General features: G+C 57.9%; 21 protein-coding genes and 1 tRNA gene. 10 read left to right on the top strand and 12 right to left on the bottom strand.

The genetic code is table 11. The features are described from left to right. The first annotated feature begins 45 nt into the window (after nucleotides 1-45). Nucleotides 46-192 (top strand): hypothetical protein, encoded by a 147-nt coding sequence (locus IFT84_RS17260; protein ID WP_192121651.1) that lies wholly within the window; start codon nucleotides 46-48, stop codon nucleotides 190-192. Between the two features lie 109 nt (nucleotides 193-301). On the opposite strand, the gene galU is transcribed toward IFT84_RS17260, so the two are convergent. Then, nucleotides 302-1,189, bottom strand: coding sequence for a UTP--glucose-1-phosphate uridylyltransferase GalU (gene galU / locus IFT84_RS17265; RefSeq protein WP_192121653.1), 888 nt, complete (start codon nucleotides 1,187-1,189; stop codon nucleotides 302-304). A 330-nt stretch (nucleotides 1,190-1,519) separates the two neighbouring features. Here galU and IFT84_RS17270 point away from each other — a divergent pair, with 330 nt between their 5' ends. Together IFT84_RS17270 and IFT84_RS17275 are read left to right on the top strand one after the other, a co-directional pair. After that, a complete protein-coding gene (locus IFT84_RS17270; protein WP_192121655.1) occupies nucleotides 1,520-2,773 on the top strand; it encodes a lytic murein transglycosylase in 1,254 nt (417 codons plus the stop codon). After that, on the top strand, nucleotides 2,770-3,930 hold the full coding sequence (locus tag IFT84_RS17275; protein ID WP_192121657.1) for an SGNH/GDSL hydrolase family protein: 1,161 nt from the start codon (nucleotides 2,770-2,772) through the stop codon (nucleotides 3,928-3,930). The genes IFT84_RS17270 and IFT84_RS17275 overlap by 4 nt, the downstream gene beginning before the upstream one ends. Before the next feature lie 51 nt (nucleotides 3,931-3,981). On the opposite strand, the gene IFT84_RS17280 is transcribed toward IFT84_RS17275, so the two are convergent. The 3 genes from IFT84_RS17280 to gltB all read right to left on the bottom strand — a co-directional run bounded on the left by IFT84_RS17280 (nucleotide 3,982) and on the right by gltB (nucleotide 11,418). Next, nucleotides 3,982-5,046, bottom strand: coding sequence for a D-alanyl-D-alanine carboxypeptidase family protein (locus IFT84_RS17280; RefSeq protein ID WP_192121658.1), 1,065 nt, complete (start codon nucleotides 5,044-5,046; stop codon nucleotides 3,982-3,984). A 72-nt stretch (nucleotides 5,047-5,118) separates the two neighbouring features. Beyond that, nucleotides 5,119-6,573, bottom strand: coding sequence for a glutamate synthase subunit beta (locus tag IFT84_RS17285; RefSeq protein ID WP_192121660.1), 1,455 nt, complete (start codon nucleotides 6,571-6,573; stop codon nucleotides 5,119-5,121). 111 nt (nucleotides 6,574-6,684) lie between these two features. Then, the gene (gene gltB / locus IFT84_RS17290; protein WP_192121662.1) at nucleotides 6,685-11,418 is read right to left on the bottom strand and encodes a glutamate synthase large subunit; all 4,734 of its coding nucleotides are present in this window, start codon (nucleotides 11,416-11,418) and stop codon (nucleotides 6,685-6,687) included. 436 nt (nucleotides 11,419-11,854) lie between these two features. Here gltB and IFT84_RS17295 point away from each other — a divergent pair, with 436 nt between their 5' ends. Together IFT84_RS17295 and IFT84_RS17300 are read left to right on the top strand one after the other, a co-directional pair. Next, complete coding sequence (locus tag IFT84_RS17295) at nucleotides 11,855-12,901, top strand: threonine aldolase family protein (RefSeq protein WP_192121664.1); 1,047 nt, start codon at nucleotides 11,855-11,857, stop codon at nucleotides 12,899-12,901. Nucleotides 12,902-13,120: 219 nt separating this feature from the next. Then, on the top strand, nucleotides 13,121-14,110 hold the full coding sequence (locus IFT84_RS17300; protein WP_192121666.1) for a bile acid:sodium symporter family protein: 990 nt from the start codon (nucleotides 13,121-13,123) through the stop codon (nucleotides 14,108-14,110). Between the two features lie 58 nt (nucleotides 14,111-14,168). On the opposite strand, the gene IFT84_RS17305 is transcribed toward IFT84_RS17300, so the two are convergent. Continuing rightward, the gene (locus IFT84_RS17305; protein ID WP_192121668.1) at nucleotides 14,169-14,642 is read right to left on the bottom strand and encodes an Hsp20 family protein; all 474 of its coding nucleotides are present in this window, start codon (nucleotides 14,640-14,642) and stop codon (nucleotides 14,169-14,171) included. Nucleotides 14,643-14,866: 224 nt separating this feature from the next. On the opposite strand from IFT84_RS17305, the gene IFT84_RS17310 reads away from it, so the two are divergent. Then, entirely contained in the window at nucleotides 14,867-15,829 is a 963-nt protein-coding gene (locus IFT84_RS17310; RefSeq protein ID WP_192121670.1) for an alpha/beta fold hydrolase, read from the top strand. A gap of 2 nt (nucleotides 15,830-15,831) precedes the next feature. Here the strand turns inward: IFT84_RS17310 and hisN are convergent, their stop codons facing one another. Next, nucleotides 15,832-16,605 (bottom strand): histidinol-phosphatase, encoded by a 774-nt coding sequence (hisN, locus tag IFT84_RS17315; protein WP_192121672.1) that lies wholly within the window; start codon nucleotides 16,603-16,605, stop codon nucleotides 15,832-15,834. Between the two features lie 42 nt (nucleotides 16,606-16,647). Further along, nucleotides 16,648-17,532, bottom strand: coding sequence for an N-formylglutamate amidohydrolase (locus IFT84_RS17320; protein ID WP_192121674.1), 885 nt, complete (start codon nucleotides 17,530-17,532; stop codon nucleotides 16,648-16,650). A 202-nt stretch (nucleotides 17,533-17,734) separates the two neighbouring features. On the opposite strand from IFT84_RS17320, the gene cpdR1 reads away from it, so the two are divergent. The 3 genes from cpdR1 (at nucleotide 17,735) to IFT84_RS17335 (ending at nucleotide 18,721) form a co-directional block, all read left to right on the top strand. Further along, a complete protein-coding gene (gene cpdR1 / locus IFT84_RS17325) occupies nucleotides 17,735-18,097 on the top strand; it encodes a response regulator CpdR1 (RefSeq protein WP_192121676.1) in 363 nt (120 codons plus the stop codon). 80 nt (nucleotides 18,098-18,177) lie between these two features. Further along, a tRNA-Val gene (locus IFT84_RS17330) sits at nucleotides 18,178-18,252 on the top strand. 223 nt (nucleotides 18,253-18,475) lie between these two features. Beyond that, entirely contained in the window at nucleotides 18,476-18,721 is a 246-nt protein-coding gene (locus IFT84_RS17335; protein WP_192121678.1) for a hypothetical protein, read from the top strand. A 63-nt stretch (nucleotides 18,722-18,784) separates the two neighbouring features. Here IFT84_RS17335 and IFT84_RS17340 read toward each other — a convergent pair whose 3' ends face one another. From IFT84_RS17340 to IFT84_RS17355, 4 genes are read right to left on the bottom strand one after another with little or no spacing between them, the layout of a single operon-like run. Next, nucleotides 18,785-19,135, bottom strand: a complete 351-nt coding sequence (locus tag IFT84_RS17340) for a hypothetical protein (protein WP_192121680.1) — start codon at nucleotides 19,133-19,135, stop codon at nucleotides 18,785-18,787. 2 nt (nucleotides 19,136-19,137) lie between these two features. Then, nucleotides 19,138-19,590: a hypothetical protein gene (locus IFT84_RS17345; RefSeq protein ID WP_192121682.1), complete on the bottom strand. Its 453-nt coding sequence runs from the start codon at nucleotides 19,588-19,590 to the stop codon at nucleotides 19,138-19,140. Further along, nucleotides 19,587-19,976, bottom strand: coding sequence for a hypothetical protein (locus IFT84_RS17350; RefSeq protein ID WP_192121684.1), 390 nt, complete (start codon nucleotides 19,974-19,976; stop codon nucleotides 19,587-19,589). Before IFT84_RS17350 ends, IFT84_RS17345 begins: the two co-directional genes overlap by 4 nt. Nucleotides 19,977-19,987: 11 nt before the next feature. After that, nucleotides 19,988-20,635 (bottom strand): lysozyme, encoded by a 648-nt coding sequence (locus IFT84_RS17355; protein WP_244651262.1) that lies wholly within the window; start codon nucleotides 20,633-20,635, stop codon nucleotides 19,988-19,990. Nucleotides 20,636-20,721: 86 nt separating this feature from the next. Here IFT84_RS17355 and IFT84_RS17360 point away from each other — a divergent pair, with 86 nt between their 5' ends. Continuing rightward, nucleotides 20,722-20,955, top strand: coding sequence for a hypothetical protein (locus tag IFT84_RS17360; protein ID WP_192121686.1), 234 nt, complete (start codon nucleotides 20,722-20,724; stop codon nucleotides 20,953-20,955). Here IFT84_RS17360 and IFT84_RS17365 read toward each other — a convergent pair. Further along, a complete protein-coding gene (locus IFT84_RS17365; protein ID WP_192121688.1) occupies nucleotides 20,952-23,936 on the bottom strand; it encodes an SGNH/GDSL hydrolase family protein in 2,985 nt (994 codons plus the stop codon). The genes IFT84_RS17360 and IFT84_RS17365 overlap by 4 nt on opposite strands. Between the last annotated feature and the right edge of the window lie 2 nt (nucleotides 23,937-23,938).

Consider the following 23,938-nt stretch of genomic DNA (forward strand, 5'->3'; position numbering starts at 1 on the left):
GCTGTTGCCCATCATATAAGGCCCAGCATATAAGGGATGACAGAGATGAACAGAAATATGCTTTACGCCGTGCTCGGCGCTTTGGTGGTGGTGGTAATTGGCCTTGGCTATTACACTTACCAGAAGGAACAGGAACCTTCCGGTGTGCAGGTCAATATCGGCGAGCAAGGCATCTCGGTCGAACAGAAATAGAGCCTTGTTTGGCGCAGTGTCAGACGGAAAACCGCGTCGCACTTTTCCTTAAACTGCTGAAAAGCCCGCAAGATCATCGCGGGCTTTTATGTTTCAAGACTCAACCAAATTACTTGGCAGCGTTCAACAGCTCTGCCAGCTGCTTTTCAACCGTCGGACGAATATCGGCGCGCGCCAGCGCGAACGCAACGTTTGCGAGAATGAAGCCATCCTTTGAACCACAGTCATAGGTGCTGCCCTTGAAGTGGTAGGCGGCAAACTCCTGCGCTTCCGACAGTTTCAGCATTCCATCGGTCAGCTGAATTTCATTGCCCGCACCACGCTCCTGCGTAGCCAGAATCGGGAAGATTTCCGGCTGGAGAATGTAGCGTCCATTGATGAAGAAGTTGGAAGGTGCGGTGCCCTTGGCAGGCTTTTCCACCATCTGCGTGACCTTGAAGCCCTCGCCAACCTTGTCGCCAACGCCGACGATACCGTATTTGTGCGCCTGATCCGGGTCGCATTCCTCAACAGCGATCACATTGCCGCCGCTTTGCTCGTACAGTTCCACCATGCCCTTGAGGCAGCCTTTTTCGCCGCGCATGATCATATCCGGCAGAAGCAGCGCAAATGGCTCTTCTCCCACCAGTTCGCGCGCACACCAGACGGCGTGGCCCAGACCCAGCGGCGCCTGCTGACGGGTAAAGCTGGTGCTACCGGCTTCCGGCAGAATGCTTTCCAGCAGCGTGAGTTCGGCTGTCTTGTTGCGTTCACGCAGGGTCTGCTCAAGCTCGACCTGAATATCGAAATAGTCTTCGATCAGGCCTTTGCCGCGACCTGTCACAAAAATCAGGTGCTCGATACCGGCGTCCAGCGCTTCATCCACCACGTACTGCAGTACGGGCTTGTCCACAACCGTCAGCATTTCCTTAGGCACGGCTTTGGTCGCTGGCAGGAACCGGGTTCCAAGACCCGCTACCGGAAACACTGCCTTGCGAACCTTACGCTTATCAACCACCTGCATCTCCTAGCAAAAAAATGTGTCGCTCCGTAACCGGATCAATATGGCAAAAATCCACGACGATCACGGCTTATTTACATGTAGCGCGGCCCCCGTTCCGTCAAGATACCGGCGTAGCGCATTGAGTTAATTGAGCAATTCCTTAAGAAACTGCGGATGACGAGTGTGACACATCTAAAATCACAACAGACGAAAGATAAGTTTCATGGTAAAGAATTTGTTGACTTCGTTTGCGTATCGTTGAGCCCACGCGCTGCCCTGTTTGCAGCACCTGAGAGATGCTTGGCGGCACGAGGGTGCCACCATACCCGGAACGGAACCTATGCCATGACCAAAGATAGCCAGACCGAAAATCGCCAGATCAAAAATGGTAAGCCAGTCTTTCGCCACGCAGCCCTTGGCCTGTTTCTGTCGTTCGCGTCGCTCTCGGCAGCAGCGCCCGCGCGCGCCGATGCCGGTTTTCAAAACTGGATCAATTCTTTCTACGCCACCGCCGCCCAAAGCGGTATTACCAAGGCCACCTACCGCGCAGCCTTTAAGGGCGTGACCGAGCCGGACCCGGATGTGTTGGGCAAGGCCGCCTACCAGCCCGAGTTCAAAAGCCAGATCTGGGAATATCTCGATGCGCGGGTAAACCCGTACACGGTGCGGATCGGGCGTGAAATGGCTGCCAAACATGGCCGCACACTTGCGGCTATCGAGCGCCGGTTCGGCGTGGACCGGAACATTCTTCTGGCCATCTGGTCGATGGAATCCAACTACGGCGCTATTCTGGAGAAGGAAGACCGGCTGCATTACGTGCCGCGCGCACTTGCGACGCTCGCCTATGGCGATCCGAAGCGGGCCAAATTTGCCCGCACGCAGTTGATTGCCGCACTGAAAATTCTCCAGAACGGCGATATCGCACCCAGCCAGATGACAGGCTCCTGGGCAGGTGCCATGGGTCATACACAGTTCATTCCTACCAGCTACATGCTGTATGCTTTTGACGCCGATGGAAACGGCCATCGTGACATCTGGAATTCCGTGCCAGACGCGTTAGCGACCGCCGCAAACCTGTTGAGCAAGAATGGCTGGCAGACGGGCAAGACCTGGGGCTACGAAGTTACGGTTCCAGCCGGTGGAAACCGCTATAGCGGCCAGACCAAAACGCTGGCGGAATGGACGAAGCTTGGCTTTGCCCGTCCAACGCCGACAGGGTATCGCAGCTCCGGCGACCGCGCCGAACTGATTTTGCCCAATGGCGCAAGCGGCCCCGGCTTTCTGATGACCAAAAATTTTTTCGTCATCAAGCGCTATAACGCGTCCAATTCCTACGCTCTGGCAGTTGGCCTGATGGCCGATCAGCTTGCCGGATATGGCGGCATGAAGCAGCGCTGGAACCGCCCGGATGGTACGCTGGATATGGACGAAAAGTTCGAGTTGCAAACGCGCCTGAAAGAGCTTGGCTATTACGATGGCGAAGTGGACGGCAATTTTGGCTCGGGCTCCAAAGCTGCCATTCAGGCACTGCAAAGCCGCATGGGTATGACGCCGGATGGTGAGCCCTCGCAGAACCTGCTGAAGCGCATTCGCAAATGATGTGGATGCGCGCCGCCGCCTTTCTGGCGCTGGGGGCTGTTGCAGCCGCGCTGCCGGCGACTGGCGGCGCACAGGCGCAGGAGCAGCGCCGCACGTTGTTTCAGATGCTGTTCGGCAATCAGCAGCGGCCACGCGAACCGGTGTACCGTGCGGCCCCCGGCGACTTTCCACCCCCGCCCCGCCGTGTCCAGAAACCACGCAAAGCCGCCCCAAGCGCGGTGACCCAGGCCTCGCCGACACCGGCGGTTGAAAAAGCGCCAGATGCCAAGACCGTGCTCGTTATCGGTGATTTCGTCGCCAGTGCTTTGGGCGATGGCTTGCAGCAAGCGTTTGAGACCTCCCCCGGCGTGGTCATCCAGACCCGCGCCAATGGGTCTTCGGGTCTGGTGCGCGAAGATTATTTCAATTGGCAGACGACGCTTCCGAGCTATCTCAGCGAAACCAAGCCTTCCGTGGTGGTCATCAGTCTGGGTGCGAACGACCGCCAGCAGATGACGCTTGCGAGCGGAAAAGAAAAATTCCGCACCCCGGTCTGGACCGAGGCCTATACATCGCGCATTGCGGCGCTGGCCGATACCGCGAAACAAGCGGGCATACCGCTGTTGTGGGTGGGCATGCCACCGTTCCAGTCTCCCTCTATCACCACCGACATGGTAACGTTGAACGGGCTGTTTAAGACAGAAGCTGAAAAGGCGAACGGCCAGTTCATCGACATCTGGGACGGGTTCGTGGATGAGAGCGGCAAATTCGTTCTGACGGGTTCGGATATCAACGGGCAGCAGGTGCGTCTGCGCGGACAGGACGGCATCATTTTCACCAAGGCGGGCAAGCGCAAGCTTGCTTTCTATGTGGAAAAAGACATTCGCCGTCTTCTGGGCGGCGCAACGATCAGCGCCACGGCGGGGGGCAGCGGCACCGCACCGGGCAGCGCCGGATTGACGGATTTGCTGGTCACCGCACCCATCCGCCATGAGGATATCAAGGAAACGCAACCAATCGGCATTACCGATCCGGCCCTTGACGGTGGAACAGAATTGCTGGGCGCGGGCCCACTAACTGCACCGTCAGGCAACAGCCCGCGTGACCTTTTGGTATTGAAAGGCGAAGTGGTGGATGCACCCGCTGGCCGCGTGGATGATTTCCGTTTGGAGCGGTAAAGCATTTCCAGTGAAAGCGGAGCCGCTTTCACGCCCGGACAATGCGTAAAATCATGGCTTTGCAGCAGGCAACGGAACAGATTGCGGTTTTTCATCCTGCGATGGAATGGCAGCCCATGTCGTAATCGCATGGATGGGAACCGGCTGGACAGGTCCAAGATAGGTTTCTTGCCCCTCCAGTCCCATTGGATAGAGGAGATCGCGTTCTGCCTCATAGGCAGCGCTTTTGTCGCTGCAAATGCGGGCGCGCATGTCCTCCGGTTTACCCTTGGCGTCGTTGCGCAGGTCATCGAGAAACTGCGCGCTGGCAGGCAGGCGACCCTCGAAAGCCTCGGTCATAAATTTGGCGGTTCTTTCGCTGCGTTCCCGTTCCGTCGTTGCGCCCAACAGAACAACCATCAAACGGCGATCGCCACGCTCTGCCAGCGCCACGATATTGCGCCCCGACAGGCATAAGAAGCCGGTTTTCATACCGATTGTGCCGGGATATCGGCTGAGCAACTCGTTGTAGGAGTCCACTTCCTTACCGTCGACCGTCACGCCGCCTGTGTGGAAAAAGCGGGCGTACTCAGGAAACGTCCGGTCAATGGCAATGCCCAGCATTGCCAGATCCCGCGCGGTGACCTGCTGGTTGCGGTCGGGCAAGCCATTCGGATTGGCAAAGCGGCTGCCGGTCAGACCCAGAGCGGCAGCGCCCTTGTTCATGCGCGCCACAAAGTCTGCCTGATTGCCGCCCACGGTTTCCGCAATCGCCGTTGCCACATCATTGGCGGAGGCGGCAATCAGGGCATAGAGCGCGTCTTCCAGCTTCATGGCGCGGCCGACGGACAAACCGGCGTGAAGCGAGGCCTGTTTCATCGCCGCTGGCGACAGCACAACCGGCGTTTCCAGCGTCACCTCGCCTGCCCGCAGCGCTTCAAACACCACCCATGCGGTCATCAATTTGGCCGTGGAGGCCGGATACCACGGCTGGCCTGCATCTTCGGCATGCAGAACCTGCAGCGTTTTGGCATCAATGACCAGCGCCGGGGTTGCTTGAGCCAGACCCGTGCCGATGGCGAGAATGGCAATGGCCAGCACGGACAGTCGGTTCAGAAGGATAGCTAGGGGACGCATGGCTGTTCTTTATACTGTTGGGGTTTTCGCCCCCCTTTTACGCCATGCGTCTCATTTGTAAAACACCGCTTCTTACCGGGGCAAGACGCTGGCGCCCATCAGTGCTTCGTCGATGGCCCGCGCTGCCTGACGTCCCTCGCGGATGGCCCACACCACCAGCGACTGGCCACGGCGCACATCGCCCGCCGCCCAGACCTTGTCGGCGGAAGTGCGATAGTCGGTATCGTTGGCCTTCACGAACGAGCCGCCGCGACGGTCCTGACCGATTTCCAGCCGATCACCCATATCTTTCAGCACGCTATCGGTGCCGGGGCCTGAAAAGCCGATGGCGATGAACGCAAGATCGGTGCGGATGATGAATTCCGTACCGGCAATCGGCTTGCGCCGCTCGTCCACATGGCAGCATTTCACGCCGGTCAGCACGCCGTCTTCACCGACAAATTCGAGTGTCGCAACCTGAAACTCGCGGCGTGCGCCTTCGGCCTGACTGGACGATGTGCGCATTTTCGTGGCCCAGAACGGCCAGACCGCAAGCTTGTCTTCCTTCTCCGGCGGCTGCGGGCGAATGTCGAGTTGTGTGACCTTGACGGCCCCCTGGCGAAATGCGGTGCCGACGCAATCGGACGCCGTATCACCTCCGCCAACAACCACGATGTGCTTGCCACCGGCCAGAATAGGCGCCGACGGCCAGCCGGTGCTGTCGATGTTTTCGCGGCCCACACGGCGGTTCTGCTGCACCAGATATGGCATGGCATCATGAACGCCTTCCAGATCCTGCCCGGGAATGCCGGCTTCACGCGGGGTTTCGGAACCGCCGCAATACAGCACCGCGTCATGCTCGCCGGTCAGGCTGTCCATGGCCACATCCACGCCGACATTCACGCCGCAATGGAACGTAACACCCTCGCCGCGCATCTGCTCGACGCGACGGTCAATGAAGTTCTTCTCCATCTTGAAATCGGGAATACCGTAGCGCAACAGGCCGCCGGGACGGCTTTCGCGTTCAAACACATGCACCTCGTGGCCTGCGCGCGCCAGTTGCTGCGCCGCCGCCAGACCCGCCGGACCGGAGCCGATGATGGCAACCTTTTTGCCGGTTTTCGTGGTGGCCGGCTGTGGTACGATATAGCCCATTTCATAGGCTTTATCGGCAATGGCCTGTTCCACCGTCTTGATGGCGACGGGCATGTCTTCCAGATTCAGCGTGCAGGCTTCCTCGCACGGGGCGGGACAGATGCGGCCGGTAAACTCCGGGAAATTGTTGGTCGAGTGCAGGTTGCGGATCGCCTCGTCCCAGTTGTTGTTATAGACCAGATCGTTCCAGTCGGGGATCTGGTTGTTGACGGGACAGCCCGTCGGGCCGTGACAGAACGGAATGCCGCAATCCATGCAGCGCGCCGCCTGCTTGCCCACTTCCGCATCCGACATGGGAATGGTGAATTCGCGGAAATGGCGAATGCGGTCCGATGCCGGTTGATACTTGCCGACCTGCCGGTCGATTTCGAGAAAGCCTGTTACCTTGCCCATAGTTTAAATCCTGAATGCTGCTGTGAGAGCATGTCCAGTAGAAGCGGCAGCGCTTTTACGTTTGGACAATGCGTCAAAACAAAAGTGTAGCGATGGGGCGGAGACGGCGGATTACTCCGCAGCCTCCGGCATTCCCATGCGTTCCATTTCCTCCAGAGCGCGGCGGTACTCCACCGGCATGACCTTGCGGAACTTGGGTCGGAAGTGTGCCCAGTCGTCCAGAATATGCTTGGCACGAGCCGACCCGGTATAGTGGAGATGGTTCGAGATCAGCTGCACCAGCCGCTCTTCGTCATGGCGGGTCATATCGCCATTCACATCCACCCGGCCCTTGTGCATGAGGTCGCCGCCATGGTGATGCAGCTTCTCCAGCATGTCGTCTTCCTCCGGCACCGGTTGCAGTTCCACCATCGCCATGTTGCAGCGCTCGGGGAAGTCCTCGCTCTCGTCCAGCACATAGGCCACGCCGCCGGACATGCCGGCTGCAAAGTTGCGGCCCGTCTGGCCCAGAACCACGACCACGCCCCCGGTCATGTACTCGCAGCCATGGTCGCCAACACCTTCCACCACCGCCACGGCACCGGAATTGCGCACCGCAAACCGCTCACCCGCCACGCCGTTGAAGTAGCACTCGCCGGAGATCGCGCCATAGAGCACGGTGTTGCCGACGATGATCGATTTTGCCGCCACGATCTGGGAGTTCTCCGGCGGACGTACGACAATACGGCCACCTGACAAGCCCTTGCCGACATAGTCGTTGCCATCGCCAATCAGGTTGAAGCTGATGCCCCGCGCCAGAAACGCGCCGAAGGACTGGCCGGCCGTGCCGCGCAGCGTTACCGCAATCGTGTCATCCTTCAGGCCACGATGGCCGTAGCGCTTGGCCACTTCGCCAGAGAGCATGGCACCGGCAGAGCGGTCCACGTTGCGAATGTCCACATCGATGGCAACCGGGGTGCGGTTTTCCAGTGCGGGCATGGCCTCGGCAATCAGGCGACGGTCCAGCACATCCTCGATGGGGTGATGCTGGCGCTCGGTCCAGTAGGTTGCCTCCTTGGGCGCATCCACCTTGTAGAAGATTTTCGAGAAATCGAGACCGTTGGATTTCCAGTGCGACACCATCGCATCGCGCTCCAGAAGCTCCGATGCGCCGATAATATCATCCAGCTTTGTCACGCCCATGGAGGCCATGATCTCCCGTACTTCCTCGGCAATGAAGAAGAAGTAGTTGACGACATGCTCTGGCGCGCCCTTGAAGCGTTTGCGCAGAACCGGGTCCTGCGTTGCCACACCCACGGGGCAGGTGTTGAGGTGGCACTTGCGCATCATGATGCAGCCAGCCGCAATCAACGGTGCGGTCGCAAAGCCAAACTCGTCGGCACCCAGCAGCGCACCGATGATGACATCGCGACCCGTCTTCAAGCCACCATCAACCTGAAGCGCAATGCGCGAGCGCAGACCGTTCAGAACCAGTGTCTGGTGCGTTTCCGCCAGACCGATCTCCCATGGGGACCCGGCATGTTTCAGCGATGTCAGCGGCGACGCGCCCGTGCCGCCATCATAACCGGACACGGTAATATGGTCGGCGCGTGCCTTGGCAACGCCTGCGGCAACCGTACCCACGCCCACTTCCGACACCAGCTTCACCGAAACATCGGCTGCCGGATTGACGTTTTTCAGGTCGTAAATGAGCTGCGCCAGATCCTCGATAGAGTAGATGTCATGGTGTGGCGGCGGTGAAATCAGGCCAACGCCCGGGGTGGAATGGCGTGTCTTGGCAATGGTCGCATCCACCTTATGGCCGGGCAACTGCCCGCCCTCGCCGGGCTTGGCACCCTGCGCCACCTTGATTTGCAGCATATCGGCATTGACGAGATATTCCGTCGTCACACCGAAGCGGCCGGACGCCACCTGCTTGATGGCGGAGCGCTCCGGGTTGGCCGAACCGTCCAGCATCGGCAGATAGCGGTCGGATTCCTCGCCGCCCTCGCCGGTGTTGGACTTGCCGCCAATGCGGTTCATCGCAATCGCAAGCGTCGTGTGCGCTTCGCGCGAGATGGAGCCGAAGGACATGGCGCCGGTGGAGAAACGTTTGACGATTTCCGAGGCCGGTTCCACATCATCGATGGACACGGGCTGACGGCCACTGTCGGCGGCAGTCTTAATGGAAAACAGGCCGCGAATGGTGTTCATGCGCAGCGCATCGCCATTCACCAGTTCGGCAAATTCCTTGTAACGATCCAGCGCATTGCCCCGCACAGCGTGTTGCAGCGCGGCGATGGAGTTGGGCGACCAGCCATGCGCTTCGCCGCGCACGCGATAGAGATATTCGCCACCGATATCCAGCGACTTGCGCAGAATAGGATCGTTGCCAAAGGCGGAGCGGTGACGGCTGACGGTTTCTGCGGCAATTTCTTCCAGACCGATGCCTTCGATGTTGGTGGCCGTACCGAAGAAGAAGCGATCAACAAAATCGGTTTTCAGGCCGATGGCATCGAAAATCTGCGCCCCGCAATAGGACTGGTAGGTGGAAATGCCCATCTTGGACATGACCTTCAAAATACCCTTCCCCACAGCCTTGATGTAGCGGTACACCACCTCGCTGGCTTCCACTTCCGGCGGAAACTCACCGCGCTTGTGCATGTCGGTCAGCGTATCGAAGGCCAGATACGGGTTGATGGCTTCCGCCCCGTAGCCTGCAAGACAGCAGAAATGGTGGATTTCACGCGGCTCACCGGTTTCCACGACCAGACCGACGGACGTGCGAAGTCCCTTGCGGATGAGATGATGGTGCACCGCTGCCGTTGCCAGCAGGGCCGGAATGGCCACACGGTCCGGGCCAATCTGCCGGTCTGACAGAACGATGATGTTGTAACCACCCTTGACGGCGGCTTCCGCACGCTCGCACAGGCGGTCCAGAATGGCGGGCATGCCTTCGGCCCCCAGTTCCACATCATAGGTAAAGTCCAGCGTCTTGGTGTCGAAGCGGTCTTCGGTATGGCCGATGGAGCGGATTTTCTCCAGATCGCCATTGGTCAGGATTGGCTGGCGCACTTCCAGCCGCTTGGCATGGGCGGCACCCTCATGGTCCAGAAGGTTCGGGCGTGGGCCGATGAAGGACACGAGGCTCATCACCAGTTCTTCGCGGATCGGGTCAATCGGCGGATTGGTGACCTGCGCAAAGTTCTGCTTGAAATAGGTGTAAAGCAGCTTTGCCTTGTCCGACATGGCCGAAATCGGCGTATCGGTGCCCATGGAGCCGATGGCCTCCTGCCCCGTTGTCGCCATGGGCGACATCAGAATGCGGGTATCTTCCTGCGTATAGCCAAAGGCCTGCTGACGGTCGAGCAGCGACACGTCACGGCGAAGCGCGCGCGGCTCCACCGGCTTCAGGTCTTCCAGAATGAGCTGCGTATCGTTCAGCCATTTGGTGTAGGGATGGCGGTTTGACAGTGACGACTTCAACTCGTCGTCGGAGATAATACGGCCTTTCTCCATGTCGATCAGCAGCATCTTGCCGGGCTGCAAGCGCCACTTGGACACGATGTTTTCTTCCGGCACCGGCAGCACACCCGCTTCCGACGCCATGATGATGCGGTCGTCAGTGGTGACGATGTAGCGTGCCGGGCGCAGGCCGTTGCGGTCCAGCGTCGCGCCGATCTGGCGGCCATCGGTAAAGGCCACGGCAGCCGGGCCATCCCATGGCTCCATCAGCGCCGCATGGTATTCGTAGAACGCCCTGCGGTCGTCCGCCATCAGCTTGTTGCCTGCCCATGCTTCTGGGATCAGCATCATCACCGCATGGGCCATGGAATAGCCACCGCGCACCAGAAATTCGAGCGCGTTATCAAAACAGGCCGTATCGGACTGGCCTTCGTAGGAGATTGGCCACAGCTTGGAGATATCATCTCCGAACAGCGGTGACGACACCGATGCCTGACGCGCGGCCATCCAGTTCACATTGCCGCGCAAGGTGTTGATTTCGCCATTGTGCGCCACCATACGGTAGGGGTGCGCCAGCCGCCAGGACGGGAATGTGTTGGTGGAAAACCGCTGATGCACCAGCGCCACGGCGGACACGAAGCGCGGATCACTCAGGTCCTTATAATATGCCCCCACCTGAAAGGCGAGGAACATGCCCTTGTAGACAACCGTGCTGGCCGAGAGTGACACGATGTAGAAGCCGTTATCACGACCCTGGTTTTCCGCATAAATACGGTTGGAAATGACCTTGCGCAGGGTAAACAGGCGGCGCTCGAAGTCCTCGGTCGACGCGACATCCGCACCTTTACCAATGAAAACCTGCACATGAAACGGCTCTGTGGCGGCAATATCGGGCGCCTTCGACAGCGATGAGTTGTCCACCGGCACGGACCGGTATCCCAGCAGCACCTGACCCTCTTCGGCAATTACATCGGCAAACACACTTTTAATATGGTCGCTGACGGCGTGATCCTGCGGCATAAAGAGATAGCCGACGGCATAATCGCCAACGGGCGGCAGGGTTACGCCCTGTACCGCCATTTCTTCGCGGAAGAACTGGTCTGGAATCTGCACGAGAATACCGGCACCATCGCCCATGAGTGGATCGGCACCCACGGCACCACGATGGGTGAGGTTTTCCAGCATGAACAGACCGTCGCGCACGATCTGGTGTGACTTCTGCCCTTTCATATGGGCCACGAAACCAACCCCGCAGGCATCGTGCTCGTTGCGCGGATTGTATAGGCCCTGACGCTCGGGGAAGCCCTGTTTGGACGGTAAGGTGGAACAGTGATCGACCGTTTTGTGCGTGGCCGATGCCGTGCCGGAGTGCGACAGGGTTGGCGACAGGGGTTCGGTCATCGTCAGTCCTCCATTCGTCCGCCGGGGGCGGCTTGTTTCAAGTCTGCCTGAACTTACTCAATTGTATCGGGTCATACTTCGGTCGATGCGCGCCCTAAGACCGTAAAGCGAAACCGTCGGGTTGAGAAATCAAATTCTGCTGTCCACGGCTCTTTCGGTCTCAAGACCGAAATAGGACAGCATGACTGTCCTATTTCAGGAGGCTTATGACAGAACTTGGCCGCATTCGCAAGGCCGCTCACGCAGAAAAATGACAGCGCAGACACGAAGATTACGAAGTTCAGTGGGATAACGTAATTAAATTTCATTTTCATGGCATTTTTAGAGACTTGATTTCAAAAGTCTGGAATACCGCTAACATACCAACACCCCCATTGATCCCATTTTTGAGGCGCGTATTGTCGGCGCACCTTCAAACCATCCCGGACCGACTCTCATGATTTTTGCCTCCGATAACTGGGCGGGTGCCCACCCGGCCATTTCCAAAAGCTTGAGCGAAGCCGCATCCGGCTTTGCCAGCGCCTACGGCACCAGCGAACTGGACCGCCAGGTGGAGCAGAGCTTCGCCAAGATTTTCGAACGGGATGTTTCTGTCTTTTTCGTCGGCACCGGCACGGCGGCGAACTCTCTTGCGCTTGCCAGCTACAACCGCCCCGGCGGACATGTGTTCTGCCACCGCGAAGCGCACATCAATGTGGATGAATGCGGTGCGCCGGAGTTCTTTTCGCATGGTGCGCGTCTGGCGCCGGTCGATGGCACGAACGGCAAGATGGATCCTGCCCTGTTAGACACGGAAATCCGCCGCTTTTCACCTGATTTCGTGCATGGTGGGCAGCCCATGGCTGTGTCCATGACACAGGCAACCGAAGTGGGCAGCCTGTATACGTTGAACGAAATCGACGAGATTGCCGCCGTTGCCCGCGCTCACAATCTGCCCTTGCACATGGATGGTGCGCGCTTTGCCAATGCGCTCGTCGCGCTTGACACCACGCCGGCCGAAATGACCTGGAAGCGCGGTGTGGACGTGCTGTCCTTCGGCGGCACCAAAAACGGGTGCTGGTGTGCCGAAGCGCTGGTGCTGTTCGACCCGGCCCGCGCCACCGAGATGCATTATCTGCGTAAGCGTTCGGCGCAACTGTTTTCCAAATCGCGCTTTATTGCCGCGCAGTTCGAAGCCTATTTGCAGGACGATCTTTGGTTGTCGCTCGCCAGAAACGCCAACACCATGGCGGCGCGGCTGGCCTCGGGGCTCTCTGGCTCGGACACCGCACGGCTGGCCTGGCAGCCGGAAGGCAACGAAGTCTTCGCCATTATCCGCAAGCAGGCAGCCCAGACCCTGCGCGATAAGGGCGCCGTGTTTTATGACTGGCACGTACCGGCTGCCTTGGCGGGACAGGTGGCAGACGACGAGGTGATGATCCGTCTAGTGACGAGCTTTGCGACTATAGAGGCCGATGTGGATGGATTTCTGGCCCATTGCTGATGGTGGGTCGTTAGAGGCACTCTCTAATTTCATTTGGACCCGTCATGGATTCCTATGACAAGCACAGGAATGACGGAGGAGAGTGGAGAGTGCCTAGCTCACAAGTATCCACTTTAGTGAGGACCCTGACAACATTTGCCGAGAGCAATGGCATGACCGGGTTTCCGTTTATGCTTCAAGCCAGTTACGTTCGTCCTACCCATACCAAATGAGACCCCAATGCGCCGTTTCCTGCCCGACACGTTCACCCTGATGCTGCTGGCCACCATCGCCGTAGCGTCTTTCCTTCCGGTCAGTGGTGAAGCGGCGGAGATTTTTGGACTGGCGACGAAAATCGCAATCGGCCTTCTTTTCTTCCTGCACGGCGCGCGGCTGTCGCGCGAGGTCGTACTGGCGGGGTTGCTGCATTGGCGCCTGCATCTGGTGATTCTGGCCGTTACCTTCGCCATCTTTCCGCTACTTGGCCTTGCAACCAGCCTGCTGGTTCCCAGCCTGCTGACACCGGCGCTTTATACCGGCATTCTGTTTCTATGCGTGCTGCCCTCCACCGTGCAGTCGTCCATTGCGTTTACGTCCATGGCAGGCGGAAATGTGCCAGCGGCCATCTGCTCGGCATCGGCCTCCAACATTTTCGGCATGTTTCTGACGCCCTTGCTGGTGGGGCTGGTCTTTTCGGCAGGCGGGCATGGTGGCTTTTCGCTGGATGCACTGACCTCCATCCTGCTGCAATTGCTGGCCCCATTCGTGATCGGGCAAATCCTGCAACCGTGGATCGGCAACTTCATCCGCGCGCGCAAAACCCTGTTGATGCCGGTGGATCGCGGCTCCATTCTGATGGTCGTCTATCTAGCGTTCAGCGAGGCTGTTACCCAGCACATCTGGCAAACACTGTCGGCGCAGGATCTGATCGTTGTCGTCGCTGTCGATATCGTGCTTCTGGCGCTGGTGTTGATGATCACCTATTTCGGCAGCCGCCTGATGGGCTTTTCGCGGGAGGACCAGATCACGATTACCTTTTGCGGCTCGAAAAAATCGCTGGCGACCGGTGTGCCCATGGCCAACATTATCTTTGCCGGACAGAGTGTGGGGGCAATTGTTCTGCCCATCATGATTTTCCACCAGATTCAGCTGATGGTGTGCGCGGTGCTGGCCCAGCGATTTGCACGACAGCCAAAGCCCGCGCTGGTCGTGACCGTTACCCAATCATAAACGCAAAAAGCGGCACCCCCTCAGGGGCACCGCCTTGTTATCGACTGCAACCGAACGTTTAAGCAGCAGCCGTGGTGGCTTCAATCTGCTTGGGCTCTGCATTGGCCGCTGTAATCGCAATCTTCCGTGGCTTTGCAGCTTCGGGAATCTGGCGCAGCAGGTCTATGTGCAGAAGACCGTTCTTCAGCGAAGCGGCACTGATTTCCACATGATCGGCAAGCTGGAAGCGGCGCTCAAACGCGCGCTTGGCAATACCGCGATGCAGAAACTGTGTAGCGATCTCATCGGCCTTGTCGTCGGCCTTTTCACCCTTCACGGTCAGCGTCTGTTCACGGGCTTCAATGCTCAGTTCGCTCTGGTCAAAACCGGCAACGGCCATAGTGATGCGGTAGGTGTTATCGCCGGTGCGCTCAATGTTGTAGGGTGGGTAGGTCTGGGCCTGATCTGGCTGGCCGAGGCTGTCCAACATGGTGAACAGGCGGTCGAAACCAACCGTGGAACGGTACAGGGGGGAAAAATCAACGTGACGCATGGTGTCCTCCAGTGAGCGACGAATTGCGATAGGTGGTTTCACATTCCCTTCACGAGGCGAGTGCAAAACCGGTGAACAGACCCGGTATCGGCGCCTGTGAACCAAGAGATGGGAATTGATTTGGCGAGCGTCAAGAGGCTTTTGGACAGCATTTTCTTTGACGGATGCGCTGCGATCTCCTAACCCTGTTAGCGGCACACTTTACCGACCATTCCGGGTTTATGATGACTGTTATGCTTCACGCGACGCCTGATAATCCCGTTCCACCGCAGGCCCATGCCGGCACTTTCGAAGGCAGTGACGGCCGCCGCCTCCGCTACGCAGTTTTCCGTAGCGAGACGGAGATATGCCACGGCACCGTGCTGGTGTTGCAGGGACGCAATGAAACAATCGAGAAATACTATGAAACAATTGGCGACCTGACCGCGCGGGGTCTGTGGGTTGCTACTTTCGACTGGCGCGGACAGGGTGCGTCGGATCGTTTGATGAAGCATGTGCGCCGGGGGCATGTCCGGCGCTTTTCCGACTATGAAGACGATTTGCGGCTGTTCATGGATCACATCGTGCTGCCGGATACACGCCGCCCGTTTTTCCTTCTTGCCCATTCCATGGGCTGTCTGGTCGCGCTGTCGTTGGCACCGGAACTGGAAGGGCGGATCGACCGCATGGTGCTCTGTGCGCCGTTCATTCATCTCGGCGGTCAGATCATTCGCCCGGGCCTGGTTGCGGTACTGGCCCGTATGACCAGCATGCTCGGCCTTGGGTCCCTGCCCCTTAGCCGGGAGCGTCAACAGGCTGGTTTCGAGCGAAATCTCCTGACCGCCGATCCCCAACGTTTCGCCCGAAACATGGCGATTGTGGAGCATCATCCCGAGTTGTTTCTGGCGCAACCCAGCGGCCGGTGGCTGCATGAGTTGTTGAGCGCCATCCGGCGTGTCACGGTGCGCGGCCACCTTACCCGCATTCATATTCCCACGCTGGTTCTGGCACCGGGACAGGACCCGTTGGTGCCCCTCTCCGTTTTCGAGGCGTTTGCCCGCAATTTCCGGGCAGGACACCTCATCCCCATTGACGGCGCACGCCACGAACTGCTGCAGGAGGCGGACCGCTACCGCGCGCAGGTGATGGCGGCTATAGAAGCCTTTATCCCTGGCACACAAGGGGACGATGGCAGTATGGGAAGCTGACTTTAGCCTCTCAGCAGCGCCAGTGCCTCCGCATGCAGGGCCACACTGCCTGCCGCCACGATATCGCCGCCCATTTCCGCCGGGCTACCATCCCATGTGGTTACCACACCGCCCGCCTGCTCGATCAGCGCAATCAACCCGCCGATATCATAGGGCTTCAGACCAGATTCGACCACCAGATCGATATGTCCGGATGCTAAAAGCGCAAATGCGTAGCAGTCCGTGCCGTAACGGCTGAGTTGCACGGTGTTTTCAAGCGCATCAAAACGGGCCTTGTTTTCGCCCGTATGCAAATGTGGCGACGTGGTAAACAGCGTGGCCTGCGCCAACGTCACACCCTTGCGGCTCGTCAACGTCCGCGCGCCGCCCGGGCCTTCATAAAATGAATGGGTGCTGTCGGCAAAATACCGCTCGCCCGTAAAGGGCTGATCCATCATCCCCATCACAGCCTTGCCGTTGCGGTAAAGGCCGATCAACGTACCCCAGACAGGCAGGCCGGAGATAAAGGCGCGGGTGCCATCAATGGGATCAATTACCCAGACATAGTCCCGGTCCAGCCCCACACTGCCATGTTCCTCACCTAGAATACCGTGCTCGGGATAGCGTTCGCTGATCAACGCGCGAATGGCGGTTTCTGCGGCGCGGTCGCCTTCCGTCACCGGATCAAAGCCTGCGGCTTCCTTGTTCACCACATTGATACCGGTACGAAACCGGGGCAGCGTTTCTGCCGCGGCAGCTTCGGCAAGCTGATTGAAAAAAGCACGATCTGGAAGCATGAAGAAGCCTTGAGGGTTATTGGTTTGATTTTTGAGAGCGATCTATTCCGCCGCCAGACGGCTTTGATCGGCAAATATCTCTACATGCTCAGCCAGTTGCGCCACGAAGGTCAGCATATCGGCGGCGAGCCTTGCAAATTGCGGCTTTTTCTCCAGCGTCAGTTCATCGATGTAGAGGCTCCGATTGATTTCCAGTTGCAGGGCATGCAGCCCACGCGCTGGCCTGCCATAATGCTCGGTGATAAAACCACCGGCATACGGCTTGTTGCGCGCCACGGAAAATCCGAGCTCCTCCAGAAGCGCCACCGCGCAGTGCGACAGGTCTGCCGACGCACTCGTGCCGTAACGATCCCCCACAATAATATCGGGTCGAAGAGTGTGATGGGGAAGCCTCACATTGCTGGGCATGGAATGGCAATCGAGCAGCACGGCAAAACCGAAGGTGACATGGCTGCGGGCGATCAGCCGCCGCAGGCAGGCGTGGTAGGGCTTGTAGATTGTCTCAATACGCTCGAATGCCTCGGCGAGCGGCAGGCGGCTGCGGTAAATATCCATGTTTTCCGCCACAAGGCGTGGAATGGTGCCAAGCCCACCGGCCACCCGCATGGAACTGACATTGGCGTAGGGCGGCAGCGGCGAATCGAACATGCGCGGGTCGAGTTCATAGGGCTCGCGGTTCACATCGAGATAGGCGCGTGGAAAATGTGCGCGCAGCAGCGGCGCGCCCAGTGCCACGGCAGGGGCGAAAAGTTCATCGACATAATGATCTTCCGACCGGCGAATCGACAGGGAATCCAGCCTGGACGCGTTGAGGAAAGCAGCCGGATAATCCCGTCCGCTGTGAGGCGAGTTCAGCACGATCGGCAGACGAAGTGCATCGGGTTCGCACACATCGAACGGCTCACTGGCATACATTTCCGCCGTCATCATACCCTGCTATACATGCTCTGGCTGGTTGTCATGTTGCCAGTCTGGCATGGCTGTGTCCAGACTTTCCATCACGATAACCTAAGATTGGCGCACAGTTGCGTGTGCGGCCTTGAATTCGGCTTCGTTCATCGGATATTTACCCAAATGCCGTCTTGTGCGGGCAGAAAATCCTTTTTAAAGAATAGCAGCGGCCAATCCCATGAGTCAAAAAATTCTCCTAGCTGAAGACGATAACGACATGCGTCGCTTTCTGGTCAAAGCGCTGGAAAAAGCAGGTTACAAGGTCTTGTCCTATGACAATGGCGCAAGCGCCTATGACCGGCTGCGTGAAGAACCTTTTTCCCTGCTGCTGACCGATATCGTCATGCCGGAAATGGATGGCATCGAACTGGCGCGCCGCGCAACCGAACTGGACCCGGACCTGAAAGTCATGTTCATCACCGGCTTTGCGGCTGTAGCGCTCAACCCGGATTCCAAGGCACCGAAGGACGCCAAGGTGCTATCCAAGCCCTTCCACCTGCGTGATCTGGTGGATGAAGTGAACAAGATGCTGGCCGCCTAACAAACCGAAAAACATCACAAAATTCTGAAAAGCACACTTGACGTGGCAAAGGGTTTTGTGGTGTATGCGCCTCACCGAATGGTCGTGTAGCTCAGCGGGAGAGCACTACGTTGACATCGTAGGGGTCACAGGTTCAATCCCTGTCACGACCACCATCGGAACTACCTGATATTGCACACTTATTTGACTGTTATGGTAGCGCCCTACGAAGCGCCCACTAGGTTCACTGAACCTGACATCTTAAATCCCATCTATCCCGCCGACTCGCTTGACTCTTTCCTTCGAGTAGAACATGATGAGAACATCAAGCCGCTGATGCCGGCATTCATCATCAGTTCAAAACCACAGCTACTGTGACCATCGCAGGAGATTGCAGACGTGCGCCAAAAATTCACCCCAGACGAAATTGACCTATGGTCCCCCTCATCTATCGTTCGTGATCATCGCGGCGATATGCTGGCTGCGATAGAGACGCTGCTATTCCTGTGCAAGACAGCCGAGCGTGAGAAGGAAGAACTGAAGGCTGCCATGTCGCCGCTACAGCGCACCGGGTTCATACCGGTTTACAGCATAAAGGATTTGACGCGGCGGAAGGCGTTGCCGGGTGAGGTCGGCGATAGTTGAAACGACAAAAAACCCCCGGCGACCAATAAAGGCCACCGGGGGGATTTTTTCAGAATGTTTATGTCAGTGCCGCCGGATCATTTCCTCTTTGAGACCGACCAGCGCGGCTGTCTGTTTTTCGACAGCTTCGGTCAAATCCTGTAGGTTGGCGTTGATCCGTTCTGCATGCCCGTAGGACACCTTCCGGCTTTCCATTAAATTGATATTGAGCGCTGCCACCTCGCCCGTGAGAGACGCTACAGCGCGATTGTCCACCAGTGCCGCTGCGACCTCTACCGTGCCAACGGGAGACGCTTGCGGGGTTTTATCCGTGCCTTTACGCCCGGACCTAAAGCCAAGCCCAGCTGCCAGCCCGCAGACCAGCACTACGATTGCGTTTGCCAATTTCTCAATGTCGAGACTGCCAAGGTCCATGCTTACCGATCCCTTGCATTCTTGCCGACATCGGACCATGACCGGTGCACATTGGCGATTTCCAGAAGTACGAGCGTAGACCAAACGACAGCGCCAGACAGAGCGCCGCCGGAACTCATGTAGGCAACAAAGAACCCCAAACTGATCTGCGACCAGACAACGACGCCGACGATTGAAGCCGCTGCCCGGATTTGCGGCGAGAAAGCGAAACCCTTGAACGTGCCGTTGATTGTCAGCGCGGCCAGTCTGCATATCGCACTGGCTGCAACGACAAGCGCCCATGTGCCTTGGCTGCCCCATTCCGCCAAAGTGGTAAACGATGGCGATGTGGTGAACATGTTGATGTCGATCTGCAAAGCCAGCCACATGCCGAGGGCGGGCCATACCATGACCCATTCCGATACCCGGATGGGGAAGTGATCGGCAACACCTCGGTACACGCGGACGATGATCATGGCGTGTTTGCCTTGTTGATTGTGGCAAGAACGTCTGGCACCTTCGAAAGGATCATCTCGTTCAGCGTGCCCGGTGAGATATCGAACCGCTTGATTGCATCCGGGTTGTTTGCAACCACGTAGTCGGCGGCTGCGTTGATGATGACCGTAGACACCGAGTCCGCTTTGAACTTGGTGACAGCGGCTTTCAGTCCGTTGGCGATGGACCGATGCAATGCCTCGCTCACCGTCTTTTCCAGCTCGGCTTTTCGAGCCTCGCTGTTGATCTTAAGGAAAGCGATAAGCTGTGCTGAAATCCATGTCACCAGCACGGGACCGACAATGGTGACGAACAGAGCTACCAGCGGCTCCAGTACGGGCCACAGAGCGAGAAAGAAGGTTTTCATAGTAAATCGTCCTACTTGGAGAGAAAGAGTGTACGCTCAGCTTTGCGGCGCTTTGTGAGGCCAGCGAGTACGCGGCCCTTGGCCTTGTTCCAGACAAGGAACTGATCGGCTGCCCCCGCCCAGTCGCCAGCGTTCAGCTTGCGTATCAATGTTGACTTGCCAAGCGCGGTACCGCCGATATTGAAACCCAATGACACCAGCGCATCAAACTCGTTTTGCGTCACATCGACTTTGAGTAGGTCGCGAACTTCCTTCTCAGTGTTAGCCAGATCGCGCGACAAGATTTCATCTGACTGCGCGGCGGTGATCTTCATGCCCTTGGTGACGACAGGTGCGCCGGCCGCAGAGGTATGGCCCACGCCGATTGTCCAGACCCCCACGCTATCCTGATAGGCCGTCAGCATATTGCCTTCGTGTTCCGCGATAAGCTTGCGGCCATTGGCGCTAGTCTTCATTCCGCCAGAGACAGGCGCGGGCGCGGTTTCCGGTTGGGCATCCAGCTTCGCGGCTATCTCAATGAAATCGCCGTCTGTGAGCTTCGTTGCCGACAGGAAGCTATAGAGCGCCTTAATTGTCTTGCCGCCAACAATCCCGTCAATGGCACCGACTGGATAGCCGTGCGCCGTCAACCGGCTTTGCAGCCATGTGTTGAAATTCATAGCGATGTCCTTTGAACCATAGGGACCAAGCATCACTTGATGCCGTGGGGTGCCCGTGCAATCATCGTTTTATCAAGGAGAGAATAATGACAAATCAGTCCACAAGACCTGAGACACCGCCCGATGGCATCAAGGAACTCATCGACGCCATTTTCGGATATGAGATGGTTCCCGTTTACCAGATCGAAAGCTACAACGAAGCGCAGGCGTCTGAGTATTGGGATCACGTGGAGGTTATTCTGAACGAACTTGGCATCACGCCCGAGGAAGCGGCCCTACGGATTACGAATGTGCGTGAAGCAAAGGTTGCGGGGGCCTAAGCCCCCACCTTTCGGCAAGCAATCCAAGCCGCGACAGCTCGCCCAACCTGCTCTTTGACGGTTCCCTTATAGTGCAGGGGATCGGTCATTGAGACAGTCTTGGCACCGGTAGCGGGGTCCGTATCGCCTGCTGTTTCAGTATAGCCCGTATCTGGCGTGCAGTGAGCATATGCCGGAATGAGCGATACCCGTGGACGCCCTGCCCCATCAAGTTCTGTACGCGCCAGTGCGGCGGCTTGAAGTATCTTGTAAAGCATGACCTGCTGTGACCATTTGCTGTCACCAGACACTGTGCGGGGAAGCGGGTTTACCACCAGCCCTACATAAGCGTTTGGCAACGCCAACAGTGTTTGAGCGATTAGAACCTTGATGCCGGTGGCAACCGCAGCCGACTGCGCAGGCAGCCCGCCGTGATTGATGTCGTTCGTACCCAGATTGAAAACGACAATCGCCGGATCGGCCAGACCAAAACGGGTCAGGTAGAACCGCATATCAAAGATGTACCCATTGAACACGCGGTCCGCTGGGTCCGCTCCGGTAGCAGGCCGTAGGAACGGATTGTAAGCCTTTTTGTCCGTTGTGCTCATCGCCAGATAGGTAGCGATAAAGCTGTCTGGGAATGGATCACAGGGAACAGCAGCCCCCGTACCGTCCTGATAGGTGTAGTTGCGAATGTCACGACTGCCGCGACCTTCGCCCTTCACGATGTTCTGTCCACCAGTTGCCGCATCAGCTTCTCTGATATCCACCGTGCCGGTGAAGTTCAGTGTCATGCCTGCCTTGGCCAATTCACGACCTGCCGCTTGCGGGTAACCAGTGAACTCAGTCAGGCTGTCGCCGATGAACAGAGCCGTCGAAGACGAACCGGTCAGCGCAGTCAGGCCGGCGGTCCGTACGTTCAGTTCGCGCAGGGATCGGTTATCCTTGCTCGCTTGGCTGATTGTGCGGGTGACCAAAGCCGTTGACGCGGCAAGAGCGCCCCCTTTAACGGTCAATTCACGCTTGCCGGAGGCTGGCAAAGGCCATTCGTTGTTTGCCATCATGGAACGCGCTTCCAACGTCATAAACACGTCTTGGCCGTCCGTACGGGTTTCAAACAACTGGTCTCCGTACAGCTTCTGCTCCCGTCCTTCTATCAAGAACATTTCGCTCGGGTATAGAAGCTTCCCGTCTGATTTGTCGCCAGCAAGCAGTATCGCCTGCTTGACAGCCGGGTTTGTGGTTGGGTCGCTTCCAGACGCGTCAACAGGTGCCGGATAATCAGACCGCAGGATCCACAGTGGAACGCGAGCCCCGCTGTGCATTTGCAAGCCACACAGACGAATATCCCGGTTCGCGGCTGCAATGGTTCCAAACCATACGCCTGTCGCGCCGTCTGGGATTGCACCCCGAACGAAATAGCTTGCTGCCCGTAGGCCGATCTGCTTTTCGATAGATGCCGTCACCGTGGTTATGGTGGCACCATTCGCGTCCAACCAACGCGCCTGCATAACAGGGAAGTTGTTGTCTGCATCACTTTGCACATAGAAGCGAGCATGCAAAAGAGCGCCGGCAGTTGGATCCTTGAGGGCGTTCCCGTAGTAAGGCGTGTAGTAAGTCGTGTCGTTAACGCCACGAGTGAACCCGAGTGCAATCAAGTCGGCATTTGTGATGTCACAGGGTAAGGTGGTGCGGTAAAGCAGAGTAGCGCGCTCGACTGCGTTCTTGCCCATATTGGCTTGGTTTGGAACACTGCCGCCCGGAACCGCACCGATAAGCGGAACTCCCTTTGGCGACGCATACGGGGACGCGCTGCCTGCCTTGCTGACAAGCGGGAACGTTGTTGCGCTTTCAGGCCAAGCCGGGTTGCTCGCAACGATGAATGGGTCAATGCCTTTTGCTGCTGCGATCTGGTCAAAGTAAAGCACTTGGCCGGTTGCCGACGAAGCAAACCCTGTTACTTCCTTTTCGAACATTCCTGCTGGAGTAGGCCGGATCGAACTGAAAAGTCTGCTGTTCCACGATACGCGCGGCACAAGGATGGTGTTGTTTTCTTCAATGACGAACGCATTGAAGGCGTACAAGCCACCTATTCCATTCTCAATCGGAATGACGGGGTAATCTTCATTGCTGATGATGCCGCCCCGCACGTCAAACAGGTGCACTTGCGTATCGTTCAAGACCGGGAATGCGTTCTGTGCGAACGCTGTGATTTCACCTGTAAGGCGGTTGATGAAAACCCCGTACAGAGTGGTCGTGCCGGAAACCTGTAGCTCCGTATAGCCTGGGATACGTGCACTGTCAGTGCCGATTGTGAGCGAGGTTGCGCCCTTCAAGGTGCGGGCGAAAAACGTCCGGTTGACATAGAAGGTTCTGGCTTGACCGTAATCCCCGAACCAATCCGACAAGATCGGAGACGAGCCGAAATAAAGGGCGGATGGAGACACCGCAGTCTTCACGAGACTGGCAGAGTTGCTTACCCACCGCCATCCAGCCGGACTTGCGCTCCAAGCGTATTCACCAGCGTTGGAGACAGTGCCGCCCACAACCGGATCGGTGTGAGTGCCGGTGTCCGTATCAGCCACAGTCGCAGGTTGCCCTACACGAGTTCCAACGATGGCACTCAATACAGACCACGACACGGCACTGACGTTGCCTGCGGCTGCACCCTGCACAGAGTCCGCAAGGGTGGAAACAGTAGCATTGGTGGCTGTGAGTGCCGCGTTGATAGCATCGCGTTCGGTAGCCGTCGCGAAGAACTCGATTGCCTTGCGGCCTGCCGAACCCACGAACGATTCAACGAATTTGCGCACCTTGGCTGGCGTCATGCGCCGCAGATCGTCAATGCCCTGTAGAGCCTCAGCGTCTGTCGCTACCTGTGCGGCATCCGTGTTCGAAAACAGTTCCTGAAAATTGTCGTTCGCTTTGATGAATGCGTCACGATTAGGGTCGCCGGTCCCATCGTTGGGTTTGACGCCAACATTGATCGTTTTAATAGCCATGG

The organism is Rhizobium sp. CFBP 8762 (genome assembly GCF_014841565.1).
Classification (GTDB): domain Bacteria; phylum Pseudomonadota; class Alphaproteobacteria; order Rhizobiales; family Rhizobiaceae; genus CFBP-8762.